Source organism: Nitrincola alkalilacustris, assembly GCF_008973755.1.
Taxonomy (GTDB): domain Bacteria; phylum Pseudomonadota; class Gammaproteobacteria; order Pseudomonadales; family Balneatricaceae; genus Nitrincola; species Nitrincola alkalilacustris.
The window spans coordinates 255,020-268,425 of record NZ_WBOM01000006.1; the positions used below are offsets into that span (position 1 = coordinate 255,020).

The following is a 13,406-nucleotide window of genomic DNA, read 5'->3' on the forward strand; positions in this document are numbered from 1 at the left end:
AAAAAGGGCCGCTTGCGCGACCCTGGCAGAACTAGCCTAGTGGGGGAGATGAAAACTTAGAACTGGTTCATCGTGTTGTCTTTACCGGAGGCCTTCAGTGCGGCATCACCAGAGAAGTACTCTTTGTGATCGTCGCCCATGTCGGAGCCAGCCATGTTCTGGTGCTTGACGCAGGCGATACCCTGACGGATCTCCTTGCGTTGTACGCCTTCAACGTAACCCAGCATACCGGCATCACCGAAGTACTCTTTAGCCAGGTTGTCGGTAGACAGCGCAGCGGTGTGGTAGGTCGGCAGTGTGATCAGGTGATGGAAAATACCTGCTTCACGTGATGCATCAGCCTGGAAGGTGCGGATGCGGTTATCTGCCTCAATGGCCAACTCGGTGTTGTCGTACTCGACATTCATCAGGTTAGCGCGGTCGTAGGCAGATACGTCCTTACCGGCTTCAGCCATGGCATCGAATACCTGCTGGCGGAAGTTAAGAGTCCAGTTGAATGATGGGCTGTTGTTGTATACCAGCTTGGCATTCGGTACTTCTTCGCGGATGCGGTTAACCATCTCTGCGATCTGGCCAACGTGCGGCTTCTCGGTTTCGATCCAGAGCAGGTCGGCGCCATTCTGCAAAGAGGTAACACAGTCCAGTACAACACGGTCAACGCCTGAGTCTTTCTTGAACTGGAACAGGCCAGATGCCAGACGCTTTGGCTTGAGCAGTTTGCCGTTGGCTTTCACGACCACATCACCGTTGGCGATATCGTCTGCACTGTTGATGTAGTCACCATCCAGGAAGCTGTTGTACTTGTCACCCAAGTCGCCAGGTTCGTTGGTAACGGCGATCTGCTTGGTCAGGCCAGCACCCAGAGAGTCGGTACGAGCTACGATGATACCGTTATCAACGCCCAGCTCCAGGAACGCGTAGCGAACCGCACGGATCTTGGCCAGGAAGTCGGCGTGAGGAACGGTGACTTTACCATCCTGATGGCCGCACTGCTTCTCGTCAGATACCTGGTTCTCGATCTGGATCGCGCAGGCACCCGCTTCGATCATCTTCTTCGCCAGCAGGTATGTCGCTTCTTCGTTACCGAAACCGGCATCGATATCGGCAATGATCGGTACTACGTGCGTTTCGAAGTTGTCGATCTTGCTCTGAATCTCTTTTTCCTGAGCAGCATCACCGGCAGCACGGGCTGCGTCCAGCTGGCGGAACAGGCCACCCATTTCACGGGCATCTGCCTGGCGCAGGAAGGTGTAGAGCTCTTCGATCAGTGCAGGTACAGAGGTTTTCTCATGCATGGACTGATCAGGCAGCGGGCCGAAATCTGAACGCAGGGCTGCAATCATCCAGCCGGACAGGTACAGGTAGCGTTTTTTTGTGGTGCCGAAGTGTTTTTTGATCGCGATCAGCTTCTGCTGTCCGATGAAACCATGCCAGCAACCCAGAGACTGAGTGTAAGCAGCGCTGTTGGCGTCGTACTCAGCCATATCTTTACGCATGATGTCGGCAGTGTATCTGGCGATATCCAGACCGGTTCTGAAGCGGTTCTGAGCACGCATACGGGCAGCATATTCAGGGTTGATCCCTTCGAATGCAGGACCAAACTCATTTGCCAGTGTTGCGATGGCGTCGATATCTTTATTGAGAGTAGACATGGTTTTTCCTTCTCAAGCTTACTAGTGGAGTAACTGTGGTCATGTACTGTGGAATCTTCATTCCCGCCGCTGTGCAGACGATGGTCAGTGGCGTTGTGCTGGATGAATAATGCGGTGTTGGCACAGTGGAGTCAAAGCACTTTTTGTGCAGAGCAGCATGGATGTAGTCAGACTACACAGCGGTTTGCAGTTCGGGTGTAATTTTATTACAACCTTTCAGGAGCTGCTCTGATTCTTAAAGTGAGTGAAATCGGTACTTATAGCGAAGAAGGGGTCATAGGTTAGACTTTGGTTTATAAATTAAGCCATGTGTTTTTTTCAAAAACTACAGGAATATAAAACAATATTTTTATTCCAATTAAATCTTAATAAAAGTGACTACAAAACTGGGGAAATACGTGGAAGATACTAATTTCAACGGGTTTGCAGTTGTGCCAAGCTGAAAAAGACGCTTTGAGCCGAGGAGGGCGGGGGAGAAAAATGAACGGGTCTGATGGATGCCAGACCCGAATTGTTATTTTCCATGAACGAAAATGTTACTCGAACGCCGAGTCAGCTTCTTCATCGTCACCGGCATGCAGTAAACCGCGCTTGAGCAGTTCGCATATCAGATGAAGTGATTGTGCATCTGCAACATCATCGAGATCTTCAAGGCTGATGCTGAGATAGTGTCCAAGATGGGAAGCCAGTACTTTGGCGGCATTGGAGGTCAGTGGGTAGCACTGACCGTCGGCAAACAGCAGGCGTGTCTGATTCTGATCTGGAAAGCTCTGATCTGGAAAGCTCTGATCCATCCACGCAAGGCGACAGCCTTCGCTTGGGTAGAGGCAGCCACCATCATTCAGGAACGCCAACAGCTCCTCCTCAGAGACGGAATCACCCGGCTCGGCAGCCAGCTCAGGATATTTCGGTTCGGTAACAAACTCCCCAAACCAGGCAGCAAACAGCTCACGGTTCTGCAGAATATCCAGCAGCTCCTGTCTGGCCTTGTCGAGCGCTGCAGCGGTGATCTCGCCCGGGTCCTGCTGCAGTGGCAGGTCGGGATCGCTGTAGCGGGCATCGTGCCCGAGCCGCTCACCGGCAAAGTCGGAAAAGCCGCGCAGCATCTCGTGATGAGCCGGGGCGCGGAATCCAATAGAGCAGGTGATGCAGTCATCACCAACGGCAACACCGTTATGGCCGATCCGGGGTGGCAGATAGAGCATGTCGCCGGGTTCCAGCACCCAGCTCTCTTCGGCTTGCCACTCGGGCAGAATCATCACCGGTGCATCTTCCCGCCTGGGTGCGTGCTCGTCATAGGTGCCGCCGATCTCCCAGCGACGTTTGCCGCTGGCCTGCAGCAGGAAAACATCGTAGTTGTCATAGTGGGGGCCAACGCCACCGCCATCCACGGCATAGCTGATCATCAGGTCATCGATGCGCCAGTTGGGAATAAAGCTGAAACGGCGCAGCAGCTCATGTGCCTGAGGGGCCCAGTGGTCCACGGCCTGAATCAGCAGTGTCCAGTTGCTCGGCGGTAGTTCGCTGAACACCGCTTCGTCCAGTGGGCCCTGCATCATCTGCCACTCGTCCTTGTCGGCATCAAAGCGGATCAGTCGCGATTCGACCTCCTCTTCACAGGCCAGGCCAGCGAGCTCATCGGCGCCTACTGGCGAAACAAATCCGGGGATGGCGTTGCGAATCAGCAGGGGTTTTTTCTGCCAGTAATCACGCAGAAACACTTCTGCACTGATATCGCCAAGCGGGAAGGTTATATTCACTGGCCTACCAGCTCCTGCAGTTGATCGGCTCTGTCCTGCAGTTCTGCCATCACTTTGCGAACATCTTTGCTGGACAGGGCTGCTGTTCGATCATTTCCAACCAGGTTTACCAGGCGCTGAATCTCAGCAGCGCACTCCTGCAGGCTGGACAGGTTGTAACCGACGCGTGTCTGGTTGTCTGCGATGGCTTGCAGTTCCTGTTGTAGCTTTCCGGCTTGTTCAGCCAGGGTGTGAAAGGTGTTTTCCATAGCCATTTACCTTCTTTCAGGACTGGTAGGGTGTCTCTATGCCTTGCCTTGATTCGCTTTTGGCCTGCGCTTCATCACGACCAATCTGGCGCTCGCGTACAAGGCTTTCTTCAACTGCATTGAGGATACCGCGCAGTATGCCAAGTTCGCCACGTTCAGGGCGTGAGCGATTGAAGTATCGCTTCAGCTTATCCAGAACACGGCCTTCATGCTGAGGAATGATAAAGCTGGTTTTGCGCAGTACTGTTTCGAGATGCTCGTAAAACATGGTCATCTCGGACTGAATCGCATGGGGCGCATCGGGTGAGGATTTACCTTTGCTGCTGCTGTCAGTCTTGCGTGCATGGCGATAAATCTCATAACAGATCAGTTGCACAGCCTGGGCAATGTTGAGTACCGGATAGTCCGGGTTGGCATCGATATACAGGTGGCGATTACAGGCGAGCATCTCCTGATTGTTCAGCCCCGTGGTTTCGCGGCCGAACAGGATCGCTATCTGACCGCCGTGGCTCTCTTCGACAATACTGGCGGCTGCCGATTCAATATCGAGCAGAGGCAGATCGAAGGTTCTCTCGCGAGCACTGGTGCCGATCACCAGATGGCAATCGGCTATCGCTTCCTCAAGGGTGCCGACCACCTGTGCCTGCTCCAGCAGATCCTTGGCGCCGGCAGCACGTGAGGTGGCTTCCGGATCGGGAAAAATACGAGGTTCAACCAGAACAAGTTGAGATAACCCCATGTTTTTCATCGCTCTGGCAGCAGCTCCGATATTGCCCGGATGAAAGGTGTTGATCAGAACAATACGGACGTTGCTGAGCATGGTCGATCAGATCCGTTTAGCCTGAGCAACTGCGTTGCCGATATAGTTATGCGGCGTCATCTGCTTCATCTCTTCCTTGACACTCTCTGGCAGGACCAGCGTGTCAATAAAGGTGTGCAGTGTCTGCTTGTTCATCACATTGCCGCGCGTCAGTGCCTTGAGCTTCTCGTAAGGCTCTTCTATGCCATAGCGACGCATCACGGTCTGAATCGGCTCTGCCAACACTTCCCAAGAGGATTCAAGATCGGCATCCAGGCGCTCTTTGTTCAACTCCAGTTTGGATATGCCTTTCAGGCTTGCCTGATAGGCCAGCAGGCTGTGTGCAAAGCCGACACCGAGGTTGCGCAGTACAGTTGAGTCGGTCAGGTCGCGCTGCCAGCGTGAGATCGGCAGTTTCTGCGCCAGGTGCTGCATGATCGCATTGGCGATGCCAAGGTTGCCCTCGGAGTTTTCGAAGTCTATCGGGTTGACCTTGTGTGGCATGGTCGATGAGCCGACTTCTCCGGCGATGGTTTTCTGCTTGAAGTAACCCTGGGAGATATAGCCCCAGATATCGCGATCAAAATCGATCAGGATGGTGTTGAAACGGCAGATCACATCAAACAGTTCGGCGATATAGTCATGCGGCTCGATCTGTGTGGTGTAGGGGTTCCAGCTGATACCAAGCGACTCCACGAAGCTGCGGGCATTGGCTTCCCAGTCCACTTCAGGATAGGCGCTGATGTGGGCATTGTAGTTGCCGACTGCACCATTGATCTTACCCAGAATATCGATCTGAGCGATCTGTCTGAACTGGCGCTGCAGGCGATAGGCCACGTTTGCCATCTCCTTGCCGACAGTTGTGGGGGAGGCGGTCTGGCCATGGGTGCGTGACAGCATCGGCTGAGCTGCATGCTCGGTTGCCAGTGCGGCGATGGCATCGCAGAGCTCGCGCATCGGCTGGGTGATCACGTCAAGACCATGCTTGAGCATCAGTGCATGAGAGAGATTGTTGATATCTTCGGAGGTGCAGGCAAAGTGCACGAACTCGGAGATCGCCTGGAGTTCGGCGTTATCCCTGAACTGCTCCTTGATGAAATATTCAACCGCTTTTACGTCGTGGTTGGTGGTGCGCTCAATCTCCTTGATGCGCTCGGCATGCTGGGGAGAGAAATCGCTCACGATACGGTTCAGGGCGGCATCGGCTTCCTGGCTCAGTGCGGGGACTTCATTGATCTGCGGATGAGCAGCCAGCTGCTGCAGCCAGCGAATCTCGACTTCCACACGAAAACGGATCAATCCGAATTCGCTGAATACTGGGCGCAGATCGGCTGTTTTGCTGCCATAGCGTCCGTCGATTGGGGATACGGCGGTGAGGGCAGAAAGCTCCATGTAACAATCTCACTTTAGCTGTTGTGTCAGAAGGCGGGTATTATAACTGAAAAGCCCGCGGATGGGCCAAGGAAGCCTCCGAATAACGCTGCGATTGTCTGTGAAGGGATCGACAGGGTCGTTCGGAGGCGAGGATCAGTTGTTCAGCGGCGAGCCATAATCCGTTGCAGGGATGGGCGCACGCGGGTCTTGAAGAGAAACATGTGCCAGCGTTTGCCGCCGACTTGGCGCCAGAGCAAGGCGGAGCGGATCGATGCCAGCAGCAGGGCGCGGATCTTGGCGGCGTTCTCGGAGTTCTGCAGGTGGCGCGGATCACCGCTTACCTGAATTCTGAAGCTGAAAGTACTGATGGTATCCTGATACAGTCCGGCCAGGCCTGCAATCACATTGCTGTGTGTATAGATGGTCGGGTTGGGGTGCGCCTGACCCTCTTCCGAATGGTCGGGATTGAAGTAACGAGCTTTCTGCTCCAGCTGATCCATGCGCTGCCCGATAGTTTTCATCATCTCGGGGTTGGCGCTCAGCTTGCGCTCCAGGTGCAGGGCGCTCAGGGCATAGCGCATCACATCTGCATTGTGTTGATTCTTTTTCTTTTCAACAAGATCCTGAAGATTTCTCAGGCCAAGGCTGAGGTTGTATGGCAGGTCTTTAACACCGCCGAAAACATCTTCAGTTACCTCAGGAGAGTTGATGAAAAGGCTCTGAATGCAGGTTTCAAAACTGTTCTGCGGAATCATGCCGCGCTTGGCGATCTGCTCCACGAGACTGGCTGCCTGGAAGATCCCGGCCAGCGCAATCGTTTGTTCATCTTGTTGTCTTGACATCAAAACTCCAGATTATCGATTCTTTGGGCTGGTGTGTTCAATCACACCACCACCCAGGCACTGATCATCACGATAAAAAACGACAGACTGACCGGGCGTGACGGCACGTTGTGGTGTGTCAAAGTGCACGATATAGCCCAGCTCAGGATGCATCTCCACCCGGCAGGCCTGGTCAGGCTGCCGGTAGCGAACCTTAGCCTTGCATGTCAGTGGCAGTTGCGGCGGCTCATTGATCCAGAAAATATCGCTCAGGCTCAACCATTCGGAATACAGCATCGGGTGCTGCTGGCCCTGAACAGCGATCAGAACATTTCGCTCCAGATCCTTTTCGGCCGAGAACCAGGGTTCTTCGGGATAGTTTTTCAGGCCGCCAATGCCCAGCCCCTGACGCTGGCCGATTGTATAGTACATTAAACCCTGATGGTCGCCGATCACATCGCCATCAGGGGTTTCGATCTTGCCCGGCTGAGCGGGCAGGTACTGCTGCAGAAAGTCGCGAAAGCGCCGTTCACCGATAAAGCAGATGCCGGTGCTGTCCTTCTTGTCATGTGTGACCAGATCATGCTCTTCAGCCAGCGTGCGCACGGCGGGTTTTTCCAGCTCGCCGACTGGGAAAAGGGTCTGTTGCAGTTGCTCTTCACCGACCTGGTGCAGAAAATAGCTCTGATCCTTGTTCTGATCCAGCCCCTTGAGCAGGCAGGTGTGCCCATCCCGCTCACCTCTGCGAACATAGTGTCCGGTGGCGATCAGGTCAGCACCAAGCACCTTTGCATAGTCGAGAAAGGCTTTGAACTTGATCTCACGATTACACAGGATATCAGGATTGGGGGTTCGGCCAGCCTTGTACTCGGTCAGAAAGTGTTCGAATACATTGTCCCAGTACTCAGCAGCAAAGTTGGCGGTGTGCAGTTTGATGCCCAGCTTGTCACAGACGGCCTGAGCGTCGGCCAGATCCTGCATCGCGGTGCAGTACTCTGTGCCGTCATCCTCCTCCCAGTTTTTCATGAACAGGCCTTCGACCTGATAGCCCTGCTGCATCAACAGCAGTGCAGAGACTGAGGAATCGACACCGCCGGACATGCCGACGATAACTTTCTGGTTTGAAGGATCTGTCATGATAACGTTACTGGATCTGGCCTGTGATTGATTGACTGTAAAATAATGGGTTGCTAAATAAGTCGCTATATAAAACCGGGCGCAATATTAGCATGTATCGAGCTGCTGAGTCAGGGCTTTAGCGTTGTTGTCTGGGCGCTGCTCTGGTTCTGGACCTGGTGTTTTTCGCAACCGATCTGGTGCCAGCTTTGGTGGACCCAGTGTTGGTTGGAGCCTTGGGTAGGTGAATCTGTTCCCGGCGCGTTTCGCCCGGTGCTAGATTGTCCAGTGTCCAGTTACCGATCGCATAGCGGATCAGGCGCAGAGTAGGGTAGCCGACGGCAGCAGTCATGCGCCTGACCTGCCGATTGCGCCCTTCACTTATTCTCAGCTCCAGCCAACTGGTAGGCTGCGAAAGGCGTGTGCGAATCGGTGGCGTGCGTGGCCAGATGTCGGGTTCCTCCATTCTGCGTGCCTTGGCCGGGCGAGTGGGTCCATCATTGAGCAAAACACCGCTTTGCAGTTGCTCAATCGCTTCATCCGATATTTCACCATCGACCTGAGCCCAGTAGGTTTTTTCCAGCTTGAACTTTGGGTTGGCCAGTCGGTGCTGAACCTGTCCGTCGTCAGTCAGAATCAGTAGTCCCTCTGAGTCGTAATCCAGGCGCCCGGCAGCATAAAACCCCGGCTCGCGGATATAATCGGCAAGCGTGCTGCGGCCCTCGTTATCAGTGAAAACGCTCATTACACGGAAGGGTTTGTTGAAAAGCAGTATGTTCGACATTGGTCTGAGGGCCGGTTGCATGGGTCTATTTTCAGTAACAGGGGGCTACCCTTAGTGTATAATTACCGCCGCAGACGATAATTCTACGAATACTACTAGTGGAGTAAAGAATGGGATATCAGAATATTCAGGTACCGGCAGAGGGTGAAAAGATTACCGTTAATGCGGACTTTTCCCTGAATGTCCCAAACAATCCGATCATACCCTATATCGAAGGGGATGGAATCGGGGTAGATGTTTCCCCTGTGATGATTAACGTTGTTGATGCGGCTGTTGAAAAGGCATATGGCGGCGAGCGTAAAATCGCGTGGATGGAAGTCTACGCGGGCGAGAAAGCAACGCAGGTTTATGACCAGGATACCTGGCTCCCGGAAGAAACTCTGGCAGCCTTCAAAGAATTTGTTGTTGGCATCAAAGGGCCTCTGACGACTCCCGTTGGCGGTGGTATTCGTTCACTCAACGTTGCGCTGCGTCAGGAGCTGGATCTGTACGTTTGTCAGCGCCCTGTTCGCTGGTTCGAAGGCGTGCCAAGCCCGGTTAAAAAGCCAGGTGACGTTGACATGGTGATCTACCGCGAAAACTCCGAAGATATCTATGCAGGTGTCGAGTGGAAAGCGGGTTCTCCAGAAGCCACAAAAGTGATCAAGTTCCTGACCGAAGAGATGGGCGTTACCAAGATCCGTTTCACCGATATGTGCGGTATCGGTATCAAGCCGGTTTCTGAAGCAGGTACCAAGCGCCTGGTTCGCAAGGCCCTGCAGTATGCTGTCGATAACGACCGTCGTTCTGTGACGCTGGTTCATAAAGGCAACATCATGAAGTTCACCGAAGGTGCCTTCAAGGATTGGGGTTATGAGCTGGCTGCAGAGGAGTTTGGTGCTCAGTTGCTGGACGGCGGCCCGTGGATGACTTTCAAGAGCCCGAAAACCGGCAAGGAGATCGTTGTTAAAGACGTGATCGCTGATGCGATGTTGCAGCAGATCCTGCTGCGCCCTGCCGAGTACGACGTGGTTGCGACGCTGAACCTGAACGGTGACTACCTGTCTGATGCTCTGGCTGCAGAAGTCGGTGGTATCGGTATCGCTCCGGGTGCCAACCTCTCAGACAACGTTGCGATTTTCGAAGCAACTCACGGTACAGCACCCAAGTACGCTGGCAAGGATCAGGTTAACCCTGGTTCTGTTATCCTGTCTGCCGAAATGATGCTGCGTCATATGGGCTGGATCGAGGCGGCTGATCTGATCATCAAGGGTATGGATGGTGCGATTTCCGCCAAGACAGTGACCTATGATTTTGAACGTCTGATGGAGGGTGCTACCCTGCTGAAGTCTTCCGAGTTCGGTCAGGCTATCATCAACAAGATGTAATAGTCCGCATGCAGAGGGTGTCGGACACTCTCTGTAGAGCGCTCTGTAGAGAGCTGAAAAAGCCAGCAACAGCTGGCTTTTTACGATGTGTGTTACTCCAGGGGGCGGATGTTGACTGCGTGCAGTCCCTTGGGGCCTTCCTGGGTTTCAAATTGAACTGCCTGACCAGCGCGAAGGCTTTTATACCCTTCGGCAATGATCGCTGAAAAATGAGCGAAGAGCTCCTCTTCACTCGCCTCAGACAGGATGAAACCATAGCCCTTGGCGTTATTGAACCACTTGACTTTTCCAGTGTGCATCGGTCACTCCCATGTTTCCCTTGCCTGAAAGCCTGTCGCAAGCAGACAGGCCCGACCACTCATGCTCCACGTCAGAAAAAATTACGTAACATCCGGCGTGTTGCTTTACATCCTTGCAGGGACTGCAGATACTTTAGTTATCACTCCCACGGTTTAAATTATATTACTTAAGCCCCATATCACAACCTATATAAATGTATTTCTAATGTTCGACAACGACGCTGATACGACTATGCTGATAGATAGAAGGGGTGCCATCATCAGAATGAGCTCCAAAGACGATGAGCACGAGGGCCAGAAAGACGGTAATCTTGCCACCGCCGAGACCAGGCCGGAGATCAAGAAGCCGCCGATGTACAGAGTGGTTCTGTTGAACGACGACTATACGCCCATGGATTTTGTAATTGAGGTGCTGATGATTTTTTTCAACCTGCACAGGGAGAAGGCGACGCAGGTGATGTTGGCAGTCCATACTCAAGGGAAAGGCGTCTGTGGCGTCTATACTCGTGATGTGGCTGAAACTAAAGCTGCTCAAGTGAATCAATATGCCAGACACAACCGACACCCATTGCTTTGCGAAATTGAGCCGGTATAGAGAGGGGTTGCAGCCATGTTAAATCGTGAGCTAGAAGATACCTTGAGCGCTGCCTTCCGGGCAGCCAGAGAGAAGCGTCATGAGTATATGACGGTAGAACACCTGTTGCTGGCCCTGCTGGATAACCGCGAAGCAGCGGAAGTCCTGCTGGCCTGTGGTGTGGATTTTGATCGCATGCGCAGCCAGTTGGCCAGTTTTATTGACGAAACCACCCCGATTCTTCCGGATAACATCCCCAACCTGGAGACCCAGCCGACACTTGGATTTCAGCGCGTGCTTCAGCGAGCGGTTTTTCATGTTCAGTCATCCGGCAAAACGGATGTCAGCGGTGCCAATGTGCTGGTAGCGATTTTCAGTGAGCAGGAGAGTCATGCCGTATTCGTGCTGAACCAGCAGGGTATCGAGCGTATTGATGTCGTGAACTTCATCTCGCACGGTATCTCCAAGATTGCCGACAACGAGTCTCACACGGAGCAGGAAGAGGGGCTTGATGCAGGAGAGGGTGGCGAAAAAGGCAAGAGCGCACTGGCTCAGTTTGCCGTTAACCTGAATCAGCAGGCAGCGCTTGGTCGTATCGACCCTCTGGTGGGTCGTGATGCGGAAGTGGAGCGCGTGGTGCAGATCCTGTCGCGCCGTCGCAAGAACAATCCACTGTTGGTAGGTGAGGCAGGTGTCGGTAAAACCGCCATAGCGGAAGGTCTGGCGAAGCTGATCATTGAGGACAAGGTGCCCGATATCATCTCCAACAGCATCGTCTACTCGCTGGATCTGGGTGCGCTGCTGGCCGGCACCAAATATCGTGGTGATTTTGAGAAGCGCCTCAAATCACTGCTGAACGAGATACGCCAGCAGCCACAGGCGATACTGTTCATTGATGAGATACATACCATAATCGGAGCAGGTGCAGCGTCTGGTGGTTCGATGGATGCGTCCAACCTGCTTAAACCTATGCTCAGCTCGGGTGAGATTCGCTGCATAGGCTCGACAACCTTCCAGGAGTTTCGCGGCATCTTTGAGAAGGATCGTGCACTGGCGCGTCGTTTCCAGAAGGTCGATATTCTGGAGCCAAGCGTCCAGGATACCTATCAGATACTGAAGGGGCTCAAATCCCGTTTTGAAGCGCACCATAATGTCGAGTATACCGACCCAGCGCTCAAGGCGGCCTCAGAGCTGGCTGATCGCTATATCAATGACAAGCATATGCCTGATAAGGCAATTGATGTCATTGATGAGTGCGGAGCTTATCAGCGCCTGCTGCCGATCGAGATCCGCAAGACGATCATTGATGTGCCAGAGATCGAAGCGGTCGTGGCCAAGATCGCCCGTATTCCACCAAAAAGCGTCTCGGCTTCCGATAAGGACCTGCTGCGCAAGCTCGATACCAATCTGAAAATGGTGGTGCTGGGGCAGGATCAGGCGATAGATGCGCTGGCTGCTGCCATCAAGCTGTCGCGTGCAGGCCTGAAAGAGCCGAATAAACCAGTTGGATCCTTCCTCTTCTCCGGCCCGACTGGTGTCGGTAAAACAGAGGTGACCATGCAGTTGGCTCGCCAGATGGGTATTGAACTGGTTCGCTTCGATATGTCGGAGTATATGGAGCGTCATACCGTGTCGCGCCTGATCGGTGCACCTCCGGGCTATGTCGGATTTGATCAGGGTGGTTTGCTGACAGAGGCGATCACCAAATCACCTCACTGCGTACTGCTGCTGGATGAGATCGAGAAGGCGCACCCGGAAGTGTTCAATATCCTGCTGCAGGTGATGGATAACGGTACGCTGACCGATAACAATGGTCGTAAAGCGGACTTCCGCAATGTGATTCTGGTGATGACTACCAATGCCGGTGCCGAGGCGATGAGTCGTCCATCGATCGGTTTCACCCATCAGGATCACAGCTCGGATGGATCAGAAGCGATCAAGCGCATGTTCACGCCGGAGTTCCGTAACCGACTGGATGCCGTGATACAGTTCAAGTCGCTGACGCCGGAGATCATCAAGGGCGTTGTCGACAAGTTCCTGACCGAGCTTCAGGCGCAACTGGACGAGAAGCATGTTGTGCTTCAGGTCGAGGAGTCTGCCCGTGCATGGCTGGCTGAGCATGGCTATGACGAGAAGATGGGTGCACGCCCGATGCAGCGCCTTATCCAGGACAAGATCAAGAAGCCGTTGGCCGAAATGATACTGTTCGGAGAGCTTGCCGAAGCGGGTGGTGATGTCAGGATTGAAGAGAAGGATGGTGATATCAGGCTGTCTGTTGAGGCAGTAACAGCCTGACTCGAGCCTGCTACTGATCCCAGGGACGGGGCAACCAGGCGCCTGTTAGAATCCTAACGGGCGCGATAGGTGATGCGGCCTTTGCTCAGGTCGTACGGAGTCAGCTCAACCTTGACCTTGTCACCGGTCAGTATACGGATATAGTGCTTGCGCATTTTGCCAGAAATGTGGGCTGTCACAACATGACCGTTCTCAAGCTCAACACGGAACATTGTGTTGGGGAGCGTGTCGATGACAGTGCCATCCATTTCAAAAGCTTCTTCTTTTGCCATTCTAATCGTTACCTCTAAGACTGGTTTCTATAACCTGGTCCGGTT

Annotated in this window: 13 protein-coding genes; 3 read left to right on the forward strand and 10 right to left on the reverse strand. The window is 53.6% G+C overall.

What is annotated here, in order from left to right; genetic code table 11:
- Positions 1 to 56 precede the first annotated feature (56 nt).
- The 8 genes from F7R27_RS13065 to F7R27_RS13100 all read right to left on the reverse strand — a co-directional run bounded on the left by F7R27_RS13065 (position 57) and on the right by F7R27_RS13100 (position 8,554).
- Entirely contained in the window at positions 57 to 1,652 is a 1,596-nt protein-coding gene (locus F7R27_RS13065) for an isocitrate lyase (protein WP_151704698.1), read from the reverse strand.
- Positions 1,653 to 2,188: 536 nt separating this feature from the next.
- Entirely contained in the window at positions 2,189 to 3,412 is a 1,224-nt protein-coding gene (locus tag F7R27_RS13070; RefSeq protein ID WP_151704699.1) for a cupin domain-containing protein, read from the reverse strand.
- Complete coding sequence (locus F7R27_RS13075; protein ID WP_151704700.1) at positions 3,409 to 3,660, reverse strand: hypothetical protein; 252 nt, start codon at positions 3,658 to 3,660, stop codon at positions 3,409 to 3,411. The genes F7R27_RS13070 and F7R27_RS13075 overlap by 4 nt, the downstream gene beginning before the upstream one ends.
- Before the next feature lie 16 nt (positions 3,661 to 3,676).
- Positions 3,677 to 4,480 (reverse strand): RNA methyltransferase, encoded by an 804-nt coding sequence (locus tag F7R27_RS13080; protein WP_151704701.1) that lies wholly within the window; start codon positions 4,478 to 4,480, stop codon positions 3,677 to 3,679.
- A gap of 6 nt (positions 4,481 to 4,486) precedes the next feature.
- The gene (gene purB / locus F7R27_RS13085; protein WP_151704702.1) at positions 4,487 to 5,851 is read right to left on the reverse strand and encodes an adenylosuccinate lyase; all 1,365 of its coding nucleotides are present in this window, start codon (positions 5,849 to 5,851) and stop codon (positions 4,487 to 4,489) included.
- 143 nt (positions 5,852 to 5,994) lie between these two features.
- On the reverse strand, positions 5,995 to 6,675 hold the full coding sequence (gene hflD, locus F7R27_RS13090) for a high frequency lysogenization protein HflD (protein ID WP_151704703.1): 681 nt from the start codon (positions 6,673 to 6,675) through the stop codon (positions 5,995 to 5,997).
- A gap of 12 nt (positions 6,676 to 6,687) precedes the next feature.
- On the reverse strand, positions 6,688 to 7,791 hold the full coding sequence (gene mnmA / locus F7R27_RS13095; RefSeq protein WP_151704704.1) for a tRNA 2-thiouridine(34) synthase MnmA: 1,104 nt from the start codon (positions 7,789 to 7,791) through the stop codon (positions 6,688 to 6,690).
- A gap of 118 nt (positions 7,792 to 7,909) precedes the next feature.
- On the reverse strand, positions 7,910 to 8,554 hold the full coding sequence (locus F7R27_RS13100) for a pseudouridine synthase (protein ID WP_151704705.1): 645 nt from the start codon (positions 8,552 to 8,554) through the stop codon (positions 7,910 to 7,912).
- 110 nt (positions 8,555 to 8,664) lie between these two features.
- Between F7R27_RS13100 and icd the strand changes: the two genes are divergently transcribed.
- Entirely contained in the window at positions 8,665 to 9,921 is a 1,257-nt protein-coding gene (icd, locus tag F7R27_RS13105) for an NADP-dependent isocitrate dehydrogenase (RefSeq protein ID WP_151704706.1), read from the forward strand.
- A 92-nt stretch (positions 9,922 to 10,013) separates the two neighbouring features.
- On the opposite strand, the gene F7R27_RS13110 is transcribed toward icd, so the two are convergent.
- Complete coding sequence (locus tag F7R27_RS13110; RefSeq protein WP_151704707.1) at positions 10,014 to 10,220, reverse strand: cold shock domain-containing protein; 207 nt, start codon at positions 10,218 to 10,220, stop codon at positions 10,014 to 10,016.
- A 265-nt stretch (positions 10,221 to 10,485) separates the two neighbouring features.
- On the opposite strand from F7R27_RS13110, the gene clpS reads away from it, so the two are divergent.
- Together clpS and clpA are read left to right on the forward strand one after the other, a co-directional pair.
- Positions 10,486 to 10,815 (forward strand): ATP-dependent Clp protease adapter ClpS, encoded by a 330-nt coding sequence (gene clpS / locus F7R27_RS13115; protein WP_240776373.1) that lies wholly within the window; start codon positions 10,486 to 10,488, stop codon positions 10,813 to 10,815.
- A 15-nt stretch (positions 10,816 to 10,830) separates the two neighbouring features.
- Positions 10,831 to 13,089, forward strand: a complete 2,259-nt coding sequence (gene clpA / locus F7R27_RS13120) for an ATP-dependent Clp protease ATP-binding subunit ClpA (protein ID WP_151704708.1) — start codon at positions 10,831 to 10,833, stop codon at positions 13,087 to 13,089.
- Between the two features lie 53 nt (positions 13,090 to 13,142).
- Here clpA and infA read toward each other — a convergent pair whose 3' ends face one another.
- Positions 13,143 to 13,361 carry a translation initiation factor IF-1 gene (infA, locus tag F7R27_RS13125; protein ID WP_151704709.1) on the reverse strand — a complete coding sequence of 73 codons (219 nt, stop codon included), beginning with the start codon at positions 13,359 to 13,361 and terminating at the stop codon, positions 13,143 to 13,145.
- Positions 13,362 to 13,406: the final 45 nt, after the last annotated feature.

Excerpts from the sequence above, each read along its gene's own strand:
- F7R27_RS13065 (WP_151704698.1), bottom strand. The coding sequence starts at position 1,652 with ATGTCTACTCTCAATAAAGATATCGACGCCATCGCAACACTGGCAAAT.
- F7R27_RS13075 (WP_151704700.1), bottom strand. The coding sequence starts at position 3,660 with ATGGAAAACACCTTTCACACCCTGGCTGAACAAGCCGGAAAGCTACAA.
- F7R27_RS13080 (WP_151704701.1), bottom strand. The coding sequence starts at position 4,480 with ATGCTCAGCAACGTCCGTATTGTTCTGATCAACACCTTTCATCCGGGC.
- purB (WP_151704702.1), bottom strand. The coding sequence starts at position 5,851 with ATGGAGCTTTCTGCCCTCACCGCCGTATCCCCAATCGACGGACGCTAT.
- hflD (WP_151704703.1), bottom strand. The coding sequence starts at position 6,675 with ATGTCAAGACAACAAGATGAACAAACGATTGCGCTGGCCGGGATCTTC.
- mnmA (WP_151704704.1), bottom strand. The coding sequence starts at position 7,791 with ATGACAGATCCTTCAAACCAGAAAGTTATCGTCGGCATGTCCGGCGGT.
- F7R27_RS13100 (WP_151704705.1), bottom strand. The coding sequence starts at position 8,554 with ATGTCGAACATACTGCTTTTCAACAAACCCTTCCGTGTAATGAGCGTT.
- icd (WP_151704706.1), top strand. The coding sequence starts at position 8,665 with ATGGGATATCAGAATATTCAGGTACCGGCAGAGGGTGAAAAGATTACC.
- F7R27_RS13110 (WP_151704707.1), bottom strand. The coding sequence starts at position 10,220 with ATGCACACTGGAAAAGTCAAGTGGTTCAATAACGCCAAGGGCTATGGT.
- clpS (WP_240776373.1), top strand. The coding sequence starts at position 10,486 with ATGAGCTCCAAAGACGATGAGCACGAGGGCCAGAAAGACGGTAATCTT.
- clpA (WP_151704708.1), top strand. The coding sequence starts at position 10,831 with ATGTTAAATCGTGAGCTAGAAGATACCTTGAGCGCTGCCTTCCGGGCA.
- infA (WP_151704709.1), bottom strand. The coding sequence starts at position 13,361 with ATGGCAAAAGAAGAAGCTTTTGAAATGGATGGCACTGTCATCGACACG.